This is a genomic window from Kitasatospora sp. NPDC042419 (assembly GCF_056437345.1).
Genome location: NZ_JBWKAW010000040.1, coordinates 1 through 24,457, shown reverse-complemented (window position 1 = coordinate 24,457; position 24,457 = coordinate 1). Strand labels below are relative to the sequence as shown.

Here is a 24,457-nt window from a genome sequence, read left to right as displayed (position 1 = left end):
GTCGCCCTCTCTCTTGCTGCGGCGGGTCAGGAGATTCCGAATTCCTTGCCGATCAGGTCGAACATCTCGTCGTCGGTGGCGGCCTCCAGCTCCTCGACGAGGACGGCGCCGCCGGTCGGCACCGGGTCCGCCGCCTGCCAGGCGGCGAGCAGGCCGTGCAGCCTGGCGGTCACCCGGGACCGCTCCTCGTCACCCGCCGCCGCCTGCAGCCCCTCTTCGAGCCGGTCGAGTTCGGCCAGCAGGGCGGCGACCGGGGACACCGTGGCGGGCCTGAGCCGCTCGGCGAGGTGCGCGGCGAGGGCGGCGGTGTTCGGGTAGTCGAAGACCAGCGTGGAGGGCAGTCGCAGGTCGGTCACGACCATCAGGCGGTTGCGCAGGTCGACCGCGATGAGCGAGTCGAAGCCCAGCTCGCTGAACGGCCTCCCCACCGGGACGGCGGCGCCGGAGTCGTAGCCCAGCACGGCCGCGACCTGTGCCTGGACGGCTTCGAGCACCAGCCTGTCCTGGTCCTCGACGGGCAGCCCCTCCAGGCGCCGGCCCAGCGTCGGCCCGGCGGGCGCCGCCCGGCGGGAGCGCGGTGTCCGGACCAGGCTCGCCAGCAGCGGGGGCAGCAGCCCGGCCGCCGCGGCCTCGCGCAGCGGGGCCGTGTCGAGCGCCAGCGGTGCGACGAGCGGGCGGTCGGCGGCGAGCGCGGCGTCGAAGGCGGCGAGGCCCTGTTCGGCGGTGAGCGGCAGGATGCCGCCCTGCCGGGCCCTCGCCCGCTCGGCCTCGCTCAGCCCGCCGCCCATGCCCGCGTCCCACAGGCCCCAGGCCAGCGAGACCGCCGGGACGCCCTGCGCCCGCAGTTCGGCGGCGTAGGCGTCGAGGAAGGCGTTCGCGGCCGAGTAGTTGGCCTGGCCCGCGTTGCCGAACAGACCGGCGGCGGAGGAGTAGAGGACGAACGCGTCGAGCGTCCGGTCCTTCGTCGCGGCGAAGAGGTTGCGGGCGGCGTCGACCTTCGCCCGGAACACCGTGTCGAGGCGCTCGGGCGTCAGGTCGGCGAGCAGGGCGTCGTCCAGGACGCCGGCGGAGTGGACCACCGCCGTGACCGGCTCGTCCCGCAGCGCCGCGGCGACCGCGTCGGCGTCAGCCACGTCGCAGGCCACCGCCCGCACCCGGGCCGGAGCCAGCTCCTCCGCGAGACCGGCGTCGCCGCCCGAGCGGGAGAGCAGGACGAGGTCACGGACACCGTGGGCCTCGACCAGGTGCTTGGCGACCAGCCGGCCCAGGGTGCCGGTGGCACCGGTGACCACCACCGGACCGTCACCGAACCCGACCGCGTCGGACGCGGAAGCGGACAGCCGGACCAGACGCGGAACGCTCACCACGCCGTCCCGGACGACCGCCTGCGGCACCGGGAAGTACGCGTCCTCGGCGGCGTCCAGCAGGTGGATCCGGTCCGGGTGCTCCGCCTGCGCCGAACGCACCAGGCCCCACAGGGCGGCACCGTCCGGGTCCGTGATCTCCTCACCCGCGGCGCCGAACGTCCGCACCACCAGCCGGGAATCGGACCGGGCGTCATCGGCAAGCCACGACTGCAGGAGCGTCAACAGGGCCGCGGAGCGGTCCAGGGCAGAACCCGGAGCCGTCGCGTCCACCATCAGCACCCCGGCCGAAGCCTCCGGCAGCGGAGCCCCCAGCACGAGCGGCACCAGGGCCTCCGCCGAGGCGGACACCTCCTGCGGCGTCCAGTCCACCGCGTGGAGCAGCCGGTCGGCCGCGCCCGGCCGGGTGGCCGAGACCGGACGCAGCACCAGGCCGTCGACCTCGGCGACCGGTGTGCCGGACGCGTCGGCGAGCAGCAGCCGAACGGTGTCGGCGCCGCCTGCCGTGGTCAGGTGCGCCCGCAGGCGCGGCCCGGCCGGTCCGAACGTCCGGAAGCCGGTGACGGCGAACGGGAGCCGGATGTCGCCGTCGGTGAACAGGCCGCCGGCGCCGATGGCGTGCAGCACCGCGTCGAACAGTGCCGGGTGCAGCGCGTAGCCGGTGGTCGCGTGGTCCAGCTCGACCTCGGCGAACACCTCCCCGTCGCGCTTCCAGACGCCCCGCAGGCCCTGGAACGCCGGGCCGTAGGCGAGCCCGCTCGCGGCCGTCTCCGGGTAGAAGCCGGTGACGTCGACCTCGTCCGCGCCGGCCGGCGGCCAGGAGACGAGGTCCGCCTCGGCGGGCGCCCGGTCGTCCTCGGCGGCCAGGACACCGGTGGCGTGGGTCGTCCACGGGTCCTCGTCCTCGGCGCGGGCGTGCACCGTCAGCGCACGGCGGCCGTGGGCGTCGGCCTCGGCGACCGTGGCCCGGAGCTGGACGCCGCCGCGGGCGGGCAGCGGAAGCGGCGCCTGCAGCAGGAGTTCCTCGACCACCGGGACGCCGGCGCGCTCGCCGGCGGCACGGGCCATCTCGGCCAGCGCGGTGCCCGGCACCAGCGGGGTGCCCTGCACGACGTGGTCGGCCAGCCACGGGTGGCTGCGCAGCGACACCAGCCCGGTGAGCAGCGTCGTCGACGCGTCGGGGGCCTCGACGGCTGCGCCGAGCAGCGGGTGGCCGGTCTCGGCGAGTCCCAGGCCGACCGCGTCGCGGTGGCCGCCGGTCCGCGGGCGGGGCCAGTAGCGCCGTCGCTGGAAGGGGTAGGTGGGCAGCTCGGCCTGGCGGGTTCCGGTGCCCTCGAACACCGCCTGCCATTCCACCTGCTGGCCCCGCACGTACAGCTCGGCGAGGGCGGTCAGCAGGGCCGTCGGCTCGTCCCGGTCCCGGCGCAGTCCGGCCACCGCCACGGCGTCCGGGCGCACCTCGCCGACCAGGACGGCCAGGACGCTGTCCGGGCCCAGTTCCAGGACCCGGTCGGCGCCCAGCGCCGCTGCCGCGTCGGCGAAGCGGACGGGCTCGCGGACCTGCCGCACCCAGTAGTCCGGGTCGGTCCACTCGCCGGGTGTCACGGTTTCGCCGGTCACCGTGGAGACGGCGGGGGTGACGGGCTCGGCGAAGGCGAGCGTCTCCACGACCGTGCGGAACCCGTCGAGCATCGGCTCCATCAGGCGGGAGTGGAAGGCGTGGCTGGTCCGCAGGCGGTTCGTCTTCCAGCCCTGCTCGGCCGACAGTTCGGCGGCCGCCGCGATGTCCTGCTCGGGACCGGACAGCACCACGGCGTCCGGCCCGTTCACGGCCGCGAGGTCGAGGTCGGGGAACGCCTCGCGCACCTCCGCCTCGGACGCGCCGACGGCCAGCATCGCACCGCCGGCGGGGAGTTCCTGCATCAGCCGGCCGCGCGCGGCCACCAGCTTCGCCGCGTCGGCCAGGGTCAGGACCCCGGCCGCGTAGGCGGCGGTGATCTCACCGACCGAGTGGCCCGCGACGACCTGGGGCGTCACGCCCCAGGAGCGGACGAGCTCCAGCAGCGCCACCTCGACGGCGAAGATCGCCGGCTGCGCCCAACCCGTCTGCTCCAGCCGGTCCTTGTCCTCCAGGACGTCGTGCAGCGGAAGGTCCAGCGCCGCGCACACCTCGTCGAAGGCGGCCGCGTACACCGGGAAGGTGTCGTACAACTCGCGGCCCATGCCGACCCGCTGGGACCCCTGACCGGTGAAGACGACGGCCAGCCGGCCGTTGCCCGCCACCCCGGTCTGCGGGTGGGTCCCGGCGGCCACCGCCGCCAGGCCCGCGTCCAGGGCGAAGTGGTCGGCGGCCACGACGACGGCGCGGTGCCGCAGCGCGGAGCGCCTGGTCAGCGACCGGGCCAGGTCGACGGTCGGCACGTCCAGTCCGTGCAGCTGCTCGGCGTGGGCGCGCAGCCCGGCCTCGTCGGCGGCGGTGAGGACGACGGGGACGACCGGCAGCGGTCGCACGTCGTCCGGCGCGGCGGTGGTCCCGGTGGCCGGGGCGGCGGCCGGTGCGGCTTCGAGGATCACGTGGGCGTTGGTGCCGCTGATGCCGAAGGAGGAGACGGCGGCGCGGCGCGGCCGGTCGGCCGTCGGCCAGTCGCGGGCCTCGGTGAGCAGCTCCACCGCACCGGCCGACCAGTCGACCTGCGAGGACGGCTCGTCCACGTGCAGGGTGCCGGGAAGCACGCCGTGCTTCATCGACTGGACCATCTTGATGATGCCCGCGACGCCGGCGGCGGCCTGGGTGTGGCCGAGGTTGGACTTGACCGAACCGAGCCACAACGGCTCGCCGGCGCGGTCCCGCCCGTAGGTCGCCAGCAGCGCCTGGGCCTCGATCGGGTCACCGAGCGGCGTCCCCGTGCCGTGCGCCTCGACGACGTCCACGTCACCGGCTTCGAGCCGCGCGTTGGCCAGCGCCTGACGGATCACCCGCTGCTGCGAGGGACCGTTCGGCGCCGTGAGGCCGTTCGACGCGCCGTCCTGGTTGACGGCACTGCCCCGGACGACGGCCAGGACCGGGTGGCCCAGCCGCTCGGCGTCGGCCAGCCGCTCCACCAGGAGCATGCCGGCGCCCTCGCCCCAGCCCGTGCCGTCCGCGCCCTCGGCGAAGGACTTGCACCGGCCGTCGGCCGCCAGGCCCCGCTGCCGCGAGAACCCGACGAAGGTGTTCGGGGTGCCCATGACGGTGACACCGCCCGCCAGCGCCGCGTCGCACTCGCCGGAGCGCAGCGCCTGCACGGCCAGGTGGAGGGCGACCAGCGAGGAGGAGCACGCCGTGTCGACGGTGACCGCCGGCCCCTCCAGGCCGAAGGTGTAGGACACCCGGCCGGACGCGATGCTGCCGCCGACGCCCATGAAGCCCTCGGTGCTGTCGTCCGAAGCCCCCAGCACCATCGAGTAGTCGTTGTACATGATGCCCGCGAACACGCCGGTGCGGGAGCCGCGCAGGCCGAGCGGATCGATCCCGGCGCGCTCGAAGGCCTCCCAGGAGGTCTCCAGCAGCAGCCGGTGCTGCGGGTCCATCGCCAGCGCCTCGCGCGGCGAGATCCCGAACACCTCCGGGTCGAAGTCCCCGGCGCTGTAGAGGAATCCGCCCTCGCGGGTGTACGAGGTACCGGGGTGGTCCGGGTCCGGGTGGTAGAGGTTCTCCACGTCCCAGCCGCGGTCCTCGGGGAAGAGCCCGATGCCGTCCCGGCCCGCCGCGACCAGCTCCCACAGGTCCTCCGGCGAGGCCACACCACCGGGGTAGCGGCACGCCATCCCGACGATCGCGATCGGCTCGTCCGAGGCGACGGCGGCGGTCACCACCGGGGCCGCCTCCGCGGCCGCACCGGCGAGTTCACCCGCGAGGTAGGCCGCGAGGGCGGTGACGTTCGGGTAGTCGAAGACCAGCGTGGACGGCAGGCGCAGGCCGGTCACCGTGTTCAGGCGGTTGCGCAGCTCGACCGCGGTCAGCGAGTCGAAGCCCAGCTCGCTGAACGGCAGGTCGGCGGCGACGGCCGATCCGTCGGCGTGGCCGAGGACGGCCGCGACGTGGGTGCGGACCAGGTCGAGGCCGACCCGCTCGCGTTCGGCGTCCGCCAGACCGGCCAGGCGCGCGGCGAACCCGCTGCCCGCCGTGCTCGCCGCCGCCCGGGCCGGCGCCGGGACGAGCCCGCGCAGCAGGGGCGGCACCCAGGGCCGGGTCCGCAGTGCGGCCAGGTCGAGGCCGAGCGGGACGACGACCGCGCGGTCCGCCGCGAGGGCGGCGTCGAAGGCGGCGAGGCCCTGCTCGGCGGTGAGCGGCACGATGCCGCCCTGCCGGGCCCTCGCCCGCTCGGCGTCGCTGAGTCCGCTGCCCATGCCCGCGTCCCACAGGCCCCAGGCCAGCGAGACCGCCGGGACGCCCTGGGACCGCAGTTCGGCGGCGTAGGCGTCCAGGAAGGCGTTGGCGGCGGCGTAGTTGGCCTGGCCGGGGCCGCCGAACAGGCCGGAGGCCGAGGAGTACAGCACGAAGGCCGTCAGGGGCCGGTCGGCGGTGGCCGCGCGCAGGTTGGCCGCGGCGTCGACCTTGGCGCGGAAGACCGCGTCCAGCCGCTCCGGGGTGAGGTCGGCGAGCAGGGCGTCGTCCAGCACGCCGGCGGCGTGGACCACCGCCGTGACCGGCTCGTCCCGCAGCACCGCGGCGACCGCGGCGGCGTCGGCCAGGTCGCACGCGGCCGACCGCACGGTCACCCCGTCGGCGTCGAGGCCGTCGGGGTCGACGGCGCCGCCGGAGCGGGAGAGCAGCAGCAGGTCACGGACGCCGTGGGTCCGCACCAGGTGACGGACCAGGAGGCGGCCGAGCGTGCCGGTGGCACCGGTGACCACCACCAGGCCGTCGCCGAGGTCCACCGCGCCCGCCGCCGGGATCCGCGCCAGGCGGGGCACCCGGACGGCGCCGTCGCGGACCAGCGCCTCCGGCAGCGGGAGGAGCACCGCCTCGGGGGCGTCGAGGAGATGGATCCGGTCCGGGTGCTCGGCCTGCGCCGAGCGGACCAGGCCCCACAGCGCGGCGCCGTCGGGGTCGGTGATCTCGTCACCGACCGCGCCGGAGGTGCGCACCACCAGCCGGGAGTCGGACCAGGCGCCGTCGGCCAGCCAGTCCTGCAGCAGGGCGAGCAGCGCGGCGGCGCGCTCCCCCGCCGAGCCGGGCGCGGTCGCGTCGACCGTCAGCACCGGGGCGGGGTCGGGCAGCGCGGCGCCGAGCGGGACCACGACCTGGGGCTCCGCGGAGGCCTCGGCCTCCTCCGGCACCCACTCCACGCCGTAGAGCAGCCGCTCGGCGGCGGAGAGCTGGGCCCCGGAGACCGGGCGGAGCGTCAGCTGCTCGACCTCGGCCACCGGCAGGCCGGAGGCGTCGGCCAGCGCCACCCGCACGCTGTCCGGCCGCGCCCCGGGGGTGAGCCGCACCCGCAGGGTCGTGCCGGCCTCGCCGGAGATCCGCACGCCGGCGAACTCGAAGGGCAGCCGGACGCCGTGCTCGGGCAGCAGCCCGCCGGCGCCGACGGCGTGCAGGGCCGCGTCGAACAGCGCCGGGTGCAGCGCGTACCCGTCGACCGGCTCCTCGGTGCCGACCTCGGCCAGCACCTCGTCGCCGTGCCGCCAGACCTTGCGCAGGCCCCGGAAGGCAGGCCCGTAGGCCATGCCGGTGGCGGCGAGCGCCGGGTAGAAGTCGGCGATCGGCACCGGCTCGGCACCGGCCGGCGGCCAGACGACGGGACCGGCGGCCGGCTCGGCGTGCTCGGCGGTGAGCGAACCGGCCGCGTGGACGGTCCAGGGCTCGCCCTCGTCGGCGCGGGCGTGCAGGGTGACGGCGTACCGGCCGTCGTCCGGTCCGGCCGCGACCGTGGCCCGGATCTGGACGCCGCCGTCCGCCGGCAGGGTCAGCGGGGTCTGCAGCAGCAGCTCCTCCAGCGCCGGGGCGCCCGCCCGGTCGCCCGCGGCGAGGGCCATCTCGACCAGCGCGGTGCCGGGCACCACGATCCGGTCGAGCACGACGTGGTCGGCCAGCCACGGGTGGGTGGCGACCGACAGCCGGCCGGTGAGGACGGTGGTCGACGAGTCGGGCAGCTCCACCGCCGCGCCGAGCAGGGCGTGGCCGGTGCCGACCAGGCCGAGGCCGGCCGGGTCGGACGCGTGCCGGCCGGGGCGCGGGCGGGGCCAGTAGGTGACGTGCTGGAAGGCGTAGGTGGGCAGCTCGATCCGGGTCGCGCCGGTGCCGGCGAAGACCGCCGCCCAGTCCACCGCGACGCCGGCCGTGAACAGCCTTCCGAGCGCGGTGAGCAGGGTTCCGGGCTCCTCGTGGTCGCGGCGCAGCGTCGCGACGGCGGTCAGCTCGGGGCGCACGTCCTGCACCAGCGCGGCGAGGACGGCGTCCGGGCCGATCTCCAGGACCCGGTCGGCGTCGAGGGCGGTGACGGCCTCGGCGAAACGGACGGGGCGGCGGACCTGGTCGACCCAGTACTCGGGGTCGGTCCACTCGCCCTCGGCGACGGGGGCGCCGGTGACGGTGGAGACCGCGGCCAGGCGCGGCTCGTCGAAGGCCAGGCCGCCGACGACCGTGCGGAACTCCGCCAGCATCGGCTCCATCAGGCGGGAGTGGAACGCGTGGCTGGTCCGCAGGCGGCTGGTCTTCCAGCTCCGCTCGGCCGCCAGCCCGGCGATCCGGGCGATGTCCTCCTCGGTGCCGGACACCACCACGGCGTCCGGCCCGTTCACGGCCGCGAGGTCGATGTCCGGGAACGCCTGGCGCACCTCGCTCTCGGAGGCCCGGACGGCCAGCATCGCGCCGCCGGCGGGGAGTTCCTGCATCAGCCGGCCGCGCGCGGCGACCAGCTTCGCCGCGTCCGCCAGGCTCAGCACCCCGGCCGCGTACGCCGCCGTGATCTCACCGACCGAGTGACCGGCCACCACGTCCGGCGTCACGCCCCAGGAGCGGACGAGCGCCAGCAGCGCCACCTCGACGGCGAAGATCGCCGGCTGCGCCCAGCCGGTCTGCTCCAGCCGCTCGCCGTCCTGCAGGACGTCGTGCAAGGGCAGGTCCAGCGCCGCACACGCCTCGTCGAAGGCGGCCGCGTACACCGGGAAGGCCTCGTACAGCTCCCGGCCCATGCCGATCCGCTGCGACCCCTGGCCGGTGAAGACGACGGCCAGCCGGCCCTCGGCCGCGACGCCGCCGCTCCTCGCACCCTCGGCGAGGTCCAGCAGTTCCATCACGGTCTGGTCTCCGGTGCGCGCCAGCACCACCGCCCGGTGCGGCAGCACCGCGCGGCCGGCCAGCGAGTGGCCGACGTCCAGCGGCCGCGCGGTGGGACGCGCGTCGAGGAAGTCCAGCATCCGGGCGGCCTGGCCGGCCAGGCCGGCGGCGTCGTGCCCGGAGAGCACCAGCGGCACGACCGGCAGCGGACGGCCGGCGGCCGGCTCCTCCGCCGCGGCGGCGGGGACCTCCGCGGGGGCCTCCTCCAGGATGATGTGGGCGTTGGTGCCGCTGATGCCGAACGAGGAGACGCCGGCCCGGCGGGGGTGCGCGGAGCGCGGCCAGGGGCGGTCCTCGGCGAGCAGCTCCACCGCTCCGGCGGCCCAGTCGACCTGCGGCGAGGGCCGGTCGACGTGCAGGGTGCGGGGCAGCACGCCGTAGTGCATGGCCAGCACCATCTTGATGACGCCGGCGACGCCCGCGGCGGCCTGGGTGTGGCCGATGTTCGACTTGACCGAGCCGAGCCACAGCGGGTCCCCGGTGCGGCCCTGGCCGTAGGTCGCCAGCAGGGCCTGCGCCTCGATCGGGTCGCCGAGCGAGGTGCCGGTGCCGTGCGCCTCGACGGCGTCGACCGCGGTGGGGGTGAGCCCGGCGGTGGCCAGGGCCTGCCGGATCACCCGCTGCTGGGAGGGACCGTTGGGGGCGGTGATGCCGTTGCTGGCGCCGTCCTGGTTGACGGCGCTGCCGCGGAGCACGGCGAGCACCGGGTGTCCGGCGCGGCGGGCGTCGGAGAGCCGTTCGAGCAGGACGACGCCCGCTCCCTCGCCCCAGCCGGTGCCGTCGCCGGCCGCGGCGAAGGCCTTGCAGCGGCCGTCGGAGGCCAGGCCGCGCTGGCGGCTGAACTCGACGAAGGCGCCCGGGGTGGCCATCACGGTGACGCCGCCGGCGAGCGCGAGGTCGCACTCGCCGGAGCGCAGCGCCTGGGCGGCCAGGTGCAGGGCGACCAGCGAGGAGGAGCAGGCGGTGTCGACGGTGATCGCCGGGCCCTCGAAGCCGAAGGTGTAGGAGACCCGGCCGGAGACCAGGCTGCCCGCGCTGGCCGCGCCGGCGTAGCCCTCGGCCCCGGCGCTGGCCTGCCGCAGCAGGGTGCCGTAGTCGCTGTACAGGACGCCGGCGAAGACACCGGTCCGGCTGCCGCGCAGCGCGGTCGGGTCGATGCCGGCGCGCTCCAGGGCCTCCCAGGAGGTCTCCAGCAGGAGCCGCTGCTGCGGGTCCATGGTGACGGCCTCGCGCGGGCTGATCCCGAAGAACCCGGCGTCGAAGCGGCCGGCGCCGCTGAGGAAGCCGCCCTCGTTGACGTAGGAGGTGCCGGGGTGGTCGGGGTCGGGGTGGTAGAGCGCGTCGAGGTTCCAGCCGCGGTCGTCGGGGAAGCCGGAGACGCCGTCGCGGCTGTCGGCGAGCAGCCGCCAGAAGTCCTCGGGGGTGTCGGCGCCGCCGGGGAGGCGGCAGCCGAGGCCGACGATGACGACGGGGTCGTCGAGGTCGGCGCCGGCGGGCCGCGGCGCGGCGGCCGGGGTGTCCTGTTCGGCCAGGGCGCCCACGAGTTCGCCGCGCAGGAAGGCCACCAGGGCCTGCGGGGTCGGGTAGTCGAAGGTGAGCGTCGCGGGCAGGCGCAGCGCGGTGGCGGCGTTCAGCCGGTTGCGCAGCTCGACCGCGGTGAGCGAGTCGAAGCCCAGCTCGCTGAAGGCCCGGCCGGCCGGGACGGCGTCGCCGGAGCCGTGGCCGAGCACCGCGGCAACCTGGGTGCGGACCAGGTCGAGCAGCAGCCGGTCCTGGTCGGCGGGGGCGAGCTCGGCGAGGCGCTGGAGCAGGGAGGCCGCGGTGGCGCCGGTGGCGGCCCGCCGGACGTTCTCGCGGACCAGGCCGCGCAGCAGCGGGGGCAGTCCGGCGTCGCCCTGCCGGGCGCGCAGCACGGTGTGGTCGATGCGGATCGGCACCAGCAGCGGGCGCTCGGCGTCGAGGGCGGTGTCGAAGAGGCCGAGGGCCTCGGGCAGCGCCAGGGGCGCGATGCCGCCCCGGCTGAGCCGCCGGCGGTCGACCTCGGAGAGGTTCTGGGCCATGCCGGCGTCGGTGTCCCAGGCGCCCCAGGCCAGCGAGGTGCCGGGCAGGCCGCGGCTGCGGCGGGCGGCGGCGAAGGCGTCGAGGTAGGCGTTGGCGGCGGCGTAGTTGCCCTGGCCGGGGGTGCCGAACAGGCCGGCGACCGAGGAGTACAGCACGAAGGCGTCGAGGTCGGCGCCGGCGGTGGCGTGGTGGAGGTTGACCACCGCGTCGACCTTGGCGCGGAGCACGGCGTCGAGCCGGTCGGGGGTCAGGGCGGTGAGCACGGTGTCGTCGAGGACGCCGGCGACGTGGACGACGGCGCGGACGTCCACGCCGTCGAGCACCCGGTCGAGGTCGCCGCGGTCGGCGACGTCGCAGCGGACCAGCCGGACGCGGGCGCCGGCGTCGGTGAGCTCGGACCAGAGTTCGGCGGCGCCGGGCGCGTCGGTGCCGCTGCGGCTGAGCAGCAGCAGGTCGCGGACGCCCTTGGTGTGCACGAGGTGCCGGACGAGGAGGCGGCCGAGCGTGCCGGTGGCGCCGGTGACGACGGTGGTCCCGGTCTCGCGGGCCCGCCGGGGCATCAGCAGGACGTTCTTGCCGATGTGCTTGGCCTGGCTGACGAAGCGGAACGCGTCGCGGGCCTGCCGGACGTCCCAGGCGCGCACCGGGGGCAGGCGCAGGTCACCGGCGTCGAACAGGGCGACGATCTCGGTGAGCATCGCGCCGATCCGCTCCGGTCCGGCCTCGAAGAGGTCGAACGGCCGGTAGCGGACGCCGGGGTGGTCCTCGGCGAGGCGGGCCGGGTCGCGCAGGTCGGTCTTGCCCATCTCCAGGAACCGGCCGCCGGACGGCAGCAGCGTCAGGGAGGCGTCGATGAGCTCGTTGGCCAGCGAGTTGAGCACGACGTCGGCGCCCCGGCCGTCGGTGGCGCGGGCGAACTGCTCGGCGAACGCGGTGGTGCGGGAGGAGGCGATGTCCTCGTCGGGCAGGCCGAGGGCGCGCAGGGCGTCCCACTTGGCGGGGCTGGCGGTGGCCAGGACGCGGGCGCCGAGGTGGCGGGCGATCTGGATCGCGGCGGTGCCGACGCCGCCGGCGCCGGCGTGCACGAGCACGGTCTCGCCGGGCTGCACGTCGGCGAGGTCGACGAGCGCGTAGTAGGCGGTGAGGTAGGCCATCGGCACGGCGGCGGCCTCGGCGAACGTCCAGTCGGACGGGATCCGGGCCAGTAGCCTGCCGTCGGTGACGGCGACCGGGCCGAAGCCGCCGGCGAACGCGCCCATGACCCGGTCGCCCGGGTCGAGGTCCGGCACGTCCGGGCCGACCTCCAGGACCACGCCGGCGCCCTCGCTGCCCAGGTCGAGCGGGTTGTCGCTGGGGTGGACGCCGAGGGCGATCAGCACGTCGCGGAAGTTCAGGCCGGCGGCGCGGACGGCGACCCGCACCATGCCGGGCTCCAGCGGGCTCGCGGGCTCCGGGCAGGCGACCAGCCGCAGCTGGTCGAGGGTGTCGCCGCCGGGCGTCTTCTCCAGCCGCCAGGCCGGTGCGTCGGGCGGGGTCATCGCCGGGTCGGGGAGGACGCGGGCCAGCCGGGGCGCGGCGACGGAGCCGGCGCGGACCAGGGCCTGCGGGACGTCGCCGGCGGCGACCAGCGCGGGCAGGGCGGCCCAGGACGCCGCGCTGCCGTCGACGTCGGCCAGCACGATCCTGGCCGGGTACTCGGACTGGGCGGAGCGGACCAGGCCCCAGACGGCGGCGTGCACGAGGTCGGTGGGCTCCTCGCCGGGGCCGCCGGCGACGGCTCCGGTGGTGGTGACGAGCAGCGTCGTCCCCTCGTACCGCTCGTCGTCGATCCACTCCTGGAGCGCGGCCAGCACCCGCCGGGTGGCGGCGTGGACCTCGTCGGCCGGTCCGACCGGGTCGTCGGAGGGGTCGGTGTGCCCGGGCGGGCAGTCCAGCAGCAGGACGGTCGGCGGGCCGTCCTGGGCGTCCGGGCCGGCCAGAGGGAGGCCGGTGTCGCGGACCGGGCCGAGGGCGGCCCAGCCGGTCGGGGCCGGGGCCTCCTCCAGCCGGCGCTCGACCCAGTCGACGCCGAACAGCGAGCGGGGTGCCTGGCGCGGCCCGGCCTCCGCCGGTCCGGCGGCGACGGGCCGCATGACCATCGAGCCGATGGTGACGACGGGGGCGCCGGTGCCGTCGGCGGCGAGCAGCGCGACCCGGTCGGCGCCGGAGGGGGTGAGCCGGACGCGCAGCGCGGTGGCGGCGACGGCGTGCACGGTGAGGTCGGTGAAGGCGAACGCCATCCGGGCCGACTGGTCGGTGCCGGCCGCGGCGAGGGCGACGCCGTGCAGGGCGGCGTCCAGCAGGGCGGGGTGGAGCTGGAACCGGGCGGCCTGACCGTGCTCGGACTCCGGCAGGGCCACCTCGGCGTAGACGTCGTCGCCGAGCCGCCAGGCGGCGGTCAGGCCCCGGAACGCCGGCCCGTACCCGAAGCCGGCGCCGGCCAGCCGTTCGTAGAACCCGTCGACCGGCAGGGCGGTGGCGCCGGCCGGCGGCCAGGCGGCCAGGTCGTCCGGCGCGGCCTGCGGCCCGGCGGGGGCGAGGTAGCCGGTGGCGTGCAGGGTCCACGGCTCGTCGGGCAGCGCGTCCTCGCGGCGCGAGTGGACGCCGACGGTGCGCCGTCCGCTCTCGTCGGCGGCGCCGGTGACGACCTGCAGCGCGACGCCGCCGGACGCGGGGACGGTGAGCGCGGCCTGGACGGTGAGTTCCTCCAGCACCGGCGTGTCGACCTGTTCGCCGGCCCGCAGCGCCAGTTCCACCATCGCGGTGCCGGGCAGCACGGCGGTGCCGAGCACCGCGTGGTCGGCCAGCCAGGGGTGGGTCTGGACGGCGATCCGGCCGGTGAAGACGCTGCCGTCGCCGTCGGCGAGGGTCAGCACCGCGCCGAGCAGCGGGTGTCCGGTCGCGGTCAGTCCCAGGCCCGCGGCGTCGACCGTGAGCAGGTCCGCCGGCGAGGGCCAGTAGTTCTCGTGCCGGAACGGGTAGGTGGGCAGGTCGAGCAGTTCGGCGGGGCGTGCCGGGAAGAGGGCCGACCAGGCGACGGTGGAGCCGGCGGCGTGGATCCTGGCCAGCGCGGTGAGGAAGGAGGTGACCTCGTCGCGGTCGCGGCGCAGCGCGCCGACGCACGGCGGGGCGTCCGGCAGGGTCTCGGCGGCCATCGCGGCGAGCACGGTGTCGGGGCCGAGTTCCAGGTAGCGGCCGGCGCCCAGAGCGTCCAGGGCGGTGACGGCGTCGGCGAACCGGACCGGGCGGCGCACCTGGTCGACCCAGTACTGCGGGTCGCTCCACTGTCCGACGGCGACCGGGCGGCCGGTCACGGAGGAGACCGCGGCGAGGGTGGGCTCGGCGAAGTCGAGCCCACGGACCACCGCGCCGAACTCGGCGAGCATCGGCTCCATCAGCCGGGAGTGGAACGCGTGGCTGGTGTTCAGCCGGCTGGTCTTCCAGCCGGCCGCGCGGGCCTTGTCGGCGAACCGGTCGACGGCGTCCTCGGGGCCGGAGAGCACGACGGAGGTCGGGCCGTTGACGGCGGCGACGTCGAGGTCCTCGGGGCCGGCGTCCCGGACGGCGTCCTCGGTCGCCTGGACGGCGAGCATCGCGCCGCCGGCGGGCAGCGCCTGCATCAGCCGGCCGCGGGCGGTGACCAGGGCGGCGGCGTCGTCCAGGGAGAGCACGCCGGCGGCGTAGGCGGCGGCGATCTCGCCGACCGAGTGTCCGGCCACGATCTCCGGCTGCAGGCCGAGTCCGCGGACGGTCTCCAGCAGGGCGACCTCGACGGCGAACAGGGCCGGCTGGGCGTATCCGGTGCGGTGCAGCAGGTCGCTGTCGAGCACCTCCCGCAGCGGGAGGTCCCCGGGCTCCCGCACGAGGTGCCGGTCGAGGGCGGCGGCGACGGTGTCGAAGGCCTCGGCGTACCGGGGGAAGCGCTCGGCGAGCTGCCGGCCCATGGCCGTCCGCTGGGCGCCCTGGCCGGTGAAGAGGAAGGCGAGCTTGCCCTCGGCCGGCTCGCCGGTGACCAGGCCGGTCCCGGGCTCGCCGACGGCGAGGGCGGTGAGGGCGCTCTGCAGGGACTCGCGGTCGTCGGCGAGCAGCACGGCGCGGTGCTCCAGCGCGGCGCGCCCGGTGGCCAGGGCGTGGCCCAGGTCGGCGGGCTGCACCTGCGGCCGGTCCTCGACGAAGGTGTAGAGCTGCCCGGCCTGGGCGCGGAGGGCGTCGGCGTCCCGGGCGGAGATCACCACCGGGGCGGGCAGCACCGCCGGGGCGGGGGCCGGCTCGGCGGAGGCGGCCGCGGCGGGCTCGTCCTTGGCGGGTCCGGCCGTGGCGGGGCCGGCCGGAGCGGGCTCGTCCGTGGCGGGGCCGGCCGGAGCGGGCGGCTCCTCGATGATCATGTGGACGTTGGTGCCGCTGACGCCGAACGAGGAGACGCCGGCCCGGCGGGGGGTGTCCCGGCGGGGCCAGGGGCGGGCCTCGGTGAGCAGCTCGACGTCCCCGGCCGCCCAGTCGACGTGCGGGCTGGGCTCGTCCAGGTGCAGCGACTTGGGCATGGTCTCGTGCCGCATCGACAGCACGGCCTTCATCACGCCGGCGACGCCCGCGGCGGCCTGGGTGTGCCCGATGTTCGACTTGACCGAGCCCAGCATGGCCGGTCGGCCGCCGGTGCGGTCCTGGCCGTAGGTGGCGAGCACCGCCTGGGCCTCGATCGGGTCGCCGAGCCGGGTGCCCGTCCCGTGCGCCTCGATCAGGTCGACGTCGTCGACCGACAGCCCGGCGTTGGCCAGCGCCTGCCGGATGACCCGCTGCTGGGAGGGGCCGTTCGGTGCGGCGATGCCGTTGCTGGCGCCGTCCTGGTTGACCGCGCTGCCGCGGATGACGCCGACCACGGGGTGGCCGAGGCGCTGGGCGCGGGAGAGCCGCTCCAGCAGCAGCAGGCCGACGCCCTCGGAGAGCCCGATGCCGTCGGCCTCGGCGGAGAACGCCTTGCAGCGGCCGTCGGCGGCCAGGCCGCGCTGGCGGCCGAACTCGGTGAACGCGCCCGGGGTGGCCATCACGGTGACGCCGCCGGCCAGCGCCATGGTGCACTCGTCGGCCCGCAGGGCCTGCGCGGCGAGGTGGATGGCGACCAGCGAGGAGGAGCAGGCGGTGTCGATCGTGACGGCCGGGCCCTCCAGCCCGAGCGTGTAGGACACCCGGCCGGAGAGCACCGCCGCGGTGGTGCCGGTGATCAGGAAGCCCTCGGCGGCCTGCACGCTGCCGCCGATGAGCCGGACGTAGTCCTGCGTGTTGGAGCCGATGAACACACCGGTGCGGCTGCCGCGCAGCGTGGTCGGGTCCACCCCGGCGCGCTCCAGCGCCTCCCAGGACGCCTCCAGCACCTGCCGCTGCTGCGGGTCCATCGACAGCGCCTCGCGCGGGCTGATGTCGAAGAAGGCCGCGTCGAACTCGCCCGCGCCGGCCAGGAAGCCGCCCTCGGCGGCTTGGCCGTCCGCGTAGGCGGAACCCTCGTCGTAGGCGTCGTCCAGGTCCCAGCCGCGGTCCGCGGGCGGGCGGCCGATCGCGTCGGCGCCGGTGTTCACCAGCCGCCACAGGTCGTCGGGGGTGCGCACCCCGGCCGGGTAACGGCAGCTCATGGCCACGATCGCGATCGGCTCCCGATCGGCGGACTCCGCCTTCTGGAGCCGCTCACGGGTCTGGTGCAGATCCGCCGTGACCCGCTTGAGATAGTCGAGGAGCTTCTCTTGAGCCACCAACTCAGGCCTCACCAAGTTCGGTTCGCGCGGAGCGCGGGGAAGCGATGCAGGGGACCGCCGAAGCGCTGTCTGCACTCCTGCCAGCCTGGGCCGAAGGTAGGCCGCCGCCCGGGCGGCGGCCTACCCCTACCTCTCCCCTGCCGGGCGGGTGGGGGCCCTCGGGCACCCCAGGGACGCGCGCGGGCCGCGCCCCCGGACACTTCCGGGGGCGCGGCCCAGGTGCTTCGGCACGGCCGTCGGCGGGCGGGGCCCGACGACGGCCGGCGGCGGGGACTAGGACACGCCCCTAGCCGATGCCGAGCTCGTCGATGAACTTGAACACCTCGTCGGCGCTGGCGGCCTCCAGCCGGTCGCTGACCGACTCCGCCCCCGGCTCCGTACCCGCCTCGGCCTCCTCGTCGAGGCCCGCGAGCAGGCCGCGCAGCCGCATGCCGACCCGCAGCCGCAGCGCGGTGTCGTCCGCGGTGGCGGCCAGTGCCCCGGCCAGCTGGTCGATCGTGGCCAGCACGCTCTCCGGGGTCGCGCCGCCGCCGGTCACCAGCTGTTCGAGCAGCAGCCCGGCCACCGCCGCCGGGGTCGGCCGGTCGAACACCAGCGTCGCCGGCAGTGTCAGGCCGGTCGCGGCGGTCAGGCGGTTGCGCAGGTCGACCGCGGTCAGCGAGTCGAACCCGAACTCCTTGAACGGGCGGCGGGCCTCGACCGCGTCCGGGCCGTCGTGGCCGAGCACCGCCGCGGCGTGGCCGCGCACCAGGTCGAGCGCGATCTGCTCGTGCTCGTGCGGCGGCGCGGCGGCGAGCTGCTCGCGCAGGGCCGCACCGGCGTCGGCCGGCGGCGCGGCCTCGGCGGTCGCCCGCAGGGCCCGGACGTCGGGCAGGTCGGCGATCAGCGGGCGGGTCCGGGCGAAGGCGAAGGCCGGGGCGAAGACCGACCAGTCGACGTCGGCGACCGCGAGGAAGGTCTCCCCCGCCCCGACGGCCTGCCGCATCGCGGTGATCGCCGCCTCGGGCGCCATGCCCCGGAAGCCGCGCCGGCGCATGTACTCCTCGCCGCCGGTCGCCTCGGCCATCCCGCCGCCGTCCCACAGGCCCCACGCCAGCGAGGTGACCGGCAGGCCGCGCTCCGCGGCCTGTTCGGCCAGCGCGTCGAGGGCGGCGTTGGCCGCGCCGTAGGTGCCCTGGCGGGCGCTGCCCCAGACGCCCGAGTTGGACGAGAACAGCACCGCGTGCTCCAGGTGCGCGGGGTCGAGCAGGTCGAGCAGGTGGACGGCGCCCTCGACCTTGCCGGAGCTCACCTCGGCCAGCTCCTCCGCGGTGGAGTCGGCGAGCAGGCCCGGGCTGAGCGTGCCGGCGGCGTGGACCAGTGCGGTGACCGGCTCGGGCAGGCCCGCCAGCAGCTCGGCGACCCGCGCCCGGTCCGCGGTGTCGCAGGCGGCGATCGTCACCCGTGCGCCGAGGGCCTCCAGCTCCTCGCGCAGCTCCGCGGCGCCCGGGGCGGCCTCGCCCCGGCGGCTGGTGAGCACGAGGTGGTCGGCGCCGGCGCCGGCGGCCCACCGGGCCACGTGCGCGCCGAGCGCGCCGGTGCCGCCGGTGACCAGCACGGTGCCGCGCGGCTCCCACAGCGGCGCGGCCGGATCGGCCGGCGCGGGCAGCAGGCGGCGGGCCAGCACGCCGCCGGCGCGGACGGCGACCTGGTCCTCGTCGTCGAGGCCGGCCAGCACGGCCGCGGCCCGGCCGGCGGCCCGGCCGTCCAGCACGGCCGGCAGGTCCAGCACACCGCCCCAGGCCTCGGGGTGCTCCAGCGCGAAGGTGCGGGCCAGCGCCCAGACCTGCGCGGGGGCGAGCCGGGAGGCCGGGTCGCCGGGGACGGCGGCGACCGCTCCCCGGGTGAGGATCCACAGCGCGGTGTCCACCCCGCCGACCGCCCGGAACAGCGCGAGCGTGTCGAGCACCGCCCGCTCGTCCTCGCGCAGCGCCAGCAGGGAGACGATCCCGGCGTAGGGACGGGCGGTCAGGGTCTCCCGGTCGACGGCGGTGGCGTGCTCGACCTCGGCGCCGGCGCCGGTCAGCAGGCCGGTCACCTCGCCCGGGTCGACGTCGGCCGGGTGGAGCACCAGCCAGGTGCCGGACAGCCGGCCCGGCTCCGGCTCGGGCAGGGACCGGAACGCGATCCGGAACCGCCAGGCGTCCAGCTGCGAGCGCTCCTGCCGCCCGCGCCGCCAGCCGGCGAGCGCCGGCAGCACCGGGGTGAGGGCCTCGGGGTCGACGCCGAGGGTCTTGCCGAGCAGCGCCGCGTCGGCGCTCTCGACCGCCGTCCAGAAGTCGTCGTCCGGGTCGTCGGACGCCGCACCGGGCTCGTCGGCCAGCCAGTAGCGCTGGTGCTGGAAGGCGTAGGTGGGGATCCCCGCCGCGCGGCGGCCCCCGGTCAGCAGCGCCGCCCAGTCCACCGGCACACCGGCCACCCAGGCCTCGGCGAGGGTCCGGACCTGGCGGCCCGGGCCGTCCTCGTCCCGGCGGAGCGTGCCGGCGACGGCCGCCTCTCCCGGGCCGGCGACGTCCTGGATGCTGGCGGTGAGCACCGGGTGCGGGCTGACCTCGACGAAGTGGCGGTAGCCGTCGGCGAGCAGCCGCCCGACGGTCGCGGCGAACCGGACCGGCTGCCGCAGGTTGTCGTACCAGTAGCCGGCGCCGTCCTCGGGCGTCATCGGCTCGGCCCGCACGGTGGAGTACCACGGCACCCGGCCGGCGCCGATCCGCACCGGGGCGAGACCCTCCAGGACCCGGTCGCGGAGGACCTCGACCTGGACGGAGTGGCCGGCGGCGCTGGACTTGACCCGGCGGGCCCGGACGCCCTCCTCCTCGTACCGGGCGGCCAGCTCGTCGACCGCGTCGGACTCGCCGGCCACGATCACCGAGGCCGGGCCGTTCACCGCGGCGATCTCCAGCCGGCAGCGCCCCGACCCGTCCTCGTACCCGGCGATCCGGGCGGCCACGTCGGCCTCGGGCGCGGCGACGGACAGCATCGCGCCGGCGCCGGCGATCGCCATCAGCTCCCGGCTGCGCAGCGCGACGATCCGGGCCGCGTCGTCCAGGCCGAGCGCGCCGGCCACGCAGGCCGCCGCGATCTCGCCCTGGGAGTGCCCGACGACCGCCGCCGGGGTGACGCCGTGCGCCTCCCACCAGGCCGCCAGCGACACCATCACGGAGAACAGCACCGGCTGGACGACGTCGAGCCGGCTCAGCGGCGGGGTCCCCGGCTCCTGCCGGAGCACCGCCTCCACCGAGTAGTCCAGGTACGCGCCGAGTGCGGTGTCGCAGGCGCGCAGGCGCTCGGCGAACGCCGGGGAGCTCTCCAGCAGGCCGGCGGCCATGCCCTCCCACTGGCCGCCCTGGCCGGGGAAGACGAGGACGACGCCGCCGGGCGGACCGGCCACGCCGGTGACGACGCCGCCCGAGGGGCGCCCGTCGGCCAGCGCCGCCAGGGCGGGCTCGTCCAGCACGACCGCGCGGTGCTCCAGCCGGGCCCGGCCGGCGAGGGTGTGGGCGACGTCGGTCAGCGGCAGGCCGGGCCGCTCGCGCAGGAACGCGGCGAGCCGGCGGGCCTGCGCGGCCGGTACGGCCCGGTCGCGGCCGGAGAGCAGCAGCGGGACGACCGGCAGCTCCGGGTTCTCCGGTGCGGACGCCACCGCCGGGGCCTGCTCCAGCACGACGTGCGCGTTGGTGCCGCTGATGCCGAAGGAGGAGACGGCGGCGCGGCGCGGCCGGCCGGTCTCGGGCCAGTCCCGCTCGGCGTCCAGCAGCGCGACGGCGCCGGACTCCCAGTCGATGTGCGGGGAGGGGGCGTCGATGTGCAGGCTGCGGGGCAGCACCCCGTGGTCGAGCGCGAGGATCATCTTGATCAGTCCGGCGACGCCGGCGGCGGCCTGGGTATGGCCGAGGTTGGACTTCACCGAGCCGAGCCAGAGCGGGACGTCGCCCTCGCGGTCCTGGCCGTAGGTGGCCAGCAGGGCCTGTGCCTCGATCGGGTCGCCCAGCTTGGTGCCGGTGCCGTGCGCCTCGACGGCGTCGACGTCCTTCGCGGTCAGTCCGGCGTCGGCGAGCGCGGCCCGGATCACCCGCTGCTGGGACGGGCCGTTGGGGGCGGTGAGGCCGTTGGACGCGCCGTCCTGGTTCACCGCCGTGCCCCGGACCACCGCCAGGACCGGGTGGCCCAGGCGCAGGGCGTCGGAGAGCCGGGCGACCAGCAGCACGCCCGCCCCCTCCGACCAGGTGGCGCCGTCGGCGGCGGCGGAGAACGGCTTGCACCGGCCGTCGGCGGCCGAGCCGCCCTGGCGGGCGACCTCGACGAAGGTACTGGGGTTGGCCATCACCGAGACGCCGCCCGCGAGGGCGAGCTCGCACTCGCCGCGGCGCAGCGACTCGGCGGCCAGGTGCAGGGCGACCAGCGAGGAGGAGCAGGCGGTGTCGACGGTGAGGGCCGGGCCCTCCAGGCCGAAGACGTAGGAGACGCGGCCGGACGCCACGCTGCCGGAGACGCCGGTCGCGCGGTAGCCCTCGACGCCCTCGGGCAGCGTCGACAGGCCGGTGCCGTAGTCGTGGTACATCAGGCCGGTGAACACGCCGGTCCGGGAGCCGCGCAGCCCGAGCGGGTCGAGGCCGGCGCGCTCGAACGCCTCCCAGGAGGTCTCCAGCAGCAGCCGCTGCTGCGGGTCCATGGCGAGCGCCTCGCGCGGGGAGATGCCGAACAGGCCGGCGTCGAACTCGCCCGCGTCGTGCAGGAAGCCGCCCTGCCGGGTGAAGTGGTAGCCGCCGAAGTCCCAGCCCCGGTCGGTGGGGAAGCCTGAGATCGCGTCGCCGCCGTCGCGCAGCAACTGCCAGAGGTCCTCGGGGCTGCGCACCCCGCCGGGGAAGCGGCAGGCCATGCCGATGACCGCGATCGGCTCGTCGGCGCGGGCCGGGCCGGGCCGCTCCGGCGCCGTGTCCGGCAGCCGGTCGGAGCCGAGGGCCCGGTCGAGCAGGTACCGGGCGATGGCGCGGGCGTTCGGGTAGTCGAACGCGAGCGTCGCCGGCAGCGTCAGCCCGGTGGCCGGCTGCAGCCGGTTGCGCAGCTCGACGGCGGTCAGCGAGTCGAAGCCCAGGTCGCGCAGCGCCCGGTTGCCGTCGATCGCACCGCCGGCGGCGAAGCCGAGGACGGCGGCGATCGTGCCGCGGACCAGCTCGGTGGCGGTCTGCTCGCGCTCCGCCTCCGGCAGGCCGGCGAGCCGCCGGGCGAACGAGCCCGGGCCGCCGGTGGTGGCGGCCCGGCGCGGGCCGGAGCGGACCAGCCCGGACAGGACGGGCGGGAGCATGCCGCCCTCGGCGGTGCTCCGCAGGGCGGGCAGGCTCAGCGCGACCGGGACGGCCAGCGCGGTGTCGGCGCGCAGCGCCGCGTCGAACAGGGCCAGGCCCTGGCCGACCTCCAGCGGCAGGACGCCGCCGCGCCGCAGCCGGCGCCGGTCGGCGTCGGTGAGGTTGCCGGCCATGCCCTCGTCGGTGTCCCACAGGCCCCAGGCCAGCGAGGTCGCGGGCAGCCCCCGGGCGCGCCGGAAGGCGGCGAAGGCGTCGGTGAAGGTGTTGGCGGCGGCGTAGTTGGCCTGGCCGGGGTTGCCGAGCAGGCCGGCGGCCGAGGAGAACAGCACGAACGCGGCGAGCGGCCGGCCGGCGGTGGCCTCGTGCAGGTTGCGGACGGCGTCCGCCTTGGGGCGCAGCACGGCGTCCAGGCGGTCGGGGGTGAGGTCGGCCAGCAGTCCGTCGTCGAGCACGCCGGCGGTGTGGATCACGGCGCTGACGGGCACGTCGCGCAGCGCGGCCTCGACGGCCGCCCGGTCGGTGACGTCGCAGGCGAGGGTGCGCACCCGCGCGCCGTCGAGGTCGGGGCCGCCGCCGGAGCGCGACAGCAGCAGCAGGTCCTGGACGCCGTGGGCCTCCACCAGGTGCCGGGCGACCAGGCGGCCGAGCGTGCCGGTGGCGCCGGTGACCACGACCGTGCCGGTGGTCAGGTCGGGGAGGTCGCCGTCCGGGGCGGCGTGCCGGACGATCCGGGGCACCAGGATCCGGTCGCCGCGGACCGCCGCCTGGGGGTGGCCGGCCGCGAGGACGTCGGGGATCCGGTCCGGGGCGGGGGCGTCGACGATCGTGAGCCGGCCGGGGTGCTCGCTCTGTGCGGAGCGGACCAGGCCCCAGGCGGCCGCGGAGAGCAGTCCGGGCACGGTGTCGGCGGGGTCGGCGGCGATCGCGCCGTCGGTGCGCACGACGAGGTGGGTGGCGGCCCGCTTCTCGTCGCCGAGGAACCGCTGGAGGGTCTCCAGCAGCAGCCCGGTGCGGCCGCGCACGGCGGCGGCGTCCGGAGCGGTGTCCGGAGCGGTGTCCTCCGGGGCGGGTGCGGCGCAGTCCAGGACCAGGACGTCGGCGGCGTCGGCGGGCAGCGGGTCGCCGAGCGCGATCGTCGGCAGCGGGGCCGCCGCCTCCGCCGTGCCCGCCGGCACCCCGGCGTCCGTCCAGTCCAGGGCGTAGAGCGGGGCGTCGGGCGCCGCACCGGCCCGGTCGGCGGCGACCGGCCGGACGGCGAGCGCGTCGACGTCGAGGACGGGGAGCCCCGCCTCGTCGGCGGCGTGCAGCCGGACCGTCTCGGCGCCCTCGCCGGCGGTGAGCCGGACCCGCAGCGAGCGGGCGCCGACGGCGTGCAGCCGGACGCCGGTGAACACGAAGGGCAGCCGGGCCGCGCCGTCCTCGCCGGGCACCAGGCCGCCGGCGGCCAGCGCGTGCAGGCAGGCGTCGAACAGCGCCGGGTGGAGGCCGAAGCCGTCGGTGCCCGTGGCGGCGTCGGTGCCCGTGCCGCCGTCGGTGTCGAAGGCGACCTCGGCGAGGATCTCGCCGTCGCGCCGCCACACCTGGCGCAGTCCGCGGAACACGGGCCCGTACACCAGGCCGGTGTCCGCCAGCGCGGCGTAGAGGTCCTCGGCGGGGACCGGCTCGGCGTCCCGCGGCGGCCACGGCAGGTCCACCGGCTCGGGGGCCGGCCCGGCCGGGCGGAGGGTGCCGGCGGCGTGCGCCGTCCAGGGGTGCTCGCGGTCGGGGCGGGAGTGGACGGTGACCGTGCGGCGGGCGCTGCCCGGCTCGGCCGGGGCGACGGTGACGCGCAGGTCGACGCCGCCGGTCACGGGCAGTGCCAGCGGGGCCTGGAGGAGGAGCTCCTCGACGTGCGGGGCGTCCGTCCACTCGCCGGCGGCGAGCGCCAGCTCGACCAGCGCCGCGCCGGGGACCAGGACGGTGCCGAGCACGTCGTGGTCGGTGAGCCAGGGGTGGGTGCGCCGGGAGACGTGCCCGGTGAAGACCACGGTGTCGGAGTCGGGCAGCCGGACGGCGGCCGCCAGCAGCGGGTGGCCGGTGCCGTCCAGACCGGCCCCGGCGAGGTCGCCGGTGCCGGGTTCGGAGGCCAGCCAGTAGTGCTGCCGCTGGAAGGGGTAGGTGGGCAGCTCCGGCAGCCACCGGCCGTCGGTGGGCCAGGCCCGCCAGTCGACCTCGGCGCCGCGGACCCAGGCCTCGCCGAGCGCGCGGACCTGGGCGGCCGGGCCGTCCTCGTCGCGCCGCAGCGTCCCCCAGATCCCGGCGTCGGGGGCGGACTGCTCCAGGGCGACGGTGAGCACGGGGTGCCCGGACACCTCGGCGAACAGCCGGAAGCCCTCCTCCGCGGCCTTCGCGACGACCGGGGCGAAGCGGACGCGCTCGCGGAGGTTGGACCACCAGTAGTCGGTGTCCACCGCCTCGGTGACCCGCTCCCCCGTCACCGTCGAGTACCACGGGATGCGCGGCACGGCGGCGCCGACCCCGTCCAGACCCGCGAGGACGGCCTCCCGCACCTGCTCGACCTGCGGCGAGTGCGAGGCGTAC

The 24,457-nt window shown here is 77.2% G+C and carries 2 protein-coding genes; both read right to left on the bottom strand.

The annotated features are described in order from the left end of the window. Positions 1–26: 26 nt before the first annotated feature. Positions 27–16,532 (bottom strand): SDR family NAD(P)-dependent oxidoreductase, encoded by a 16,506-nt coding sequence (locus AC067J_RS39835; RefSeq protein ID WP_478307690.1) that lies wholly within the window; start codon positions 16,530–16,532, stop codon positions 27–29. 286 nt (positions 16,533–16,818) lie between these two features. Beyond that, positions 16,819–24,457: type I polyketide synthase (locus AC067J_RS39830; protein WP_478307689.1), on the bottom strand; the 7,639-nt coding region annotated here is incomplete at its 5' end.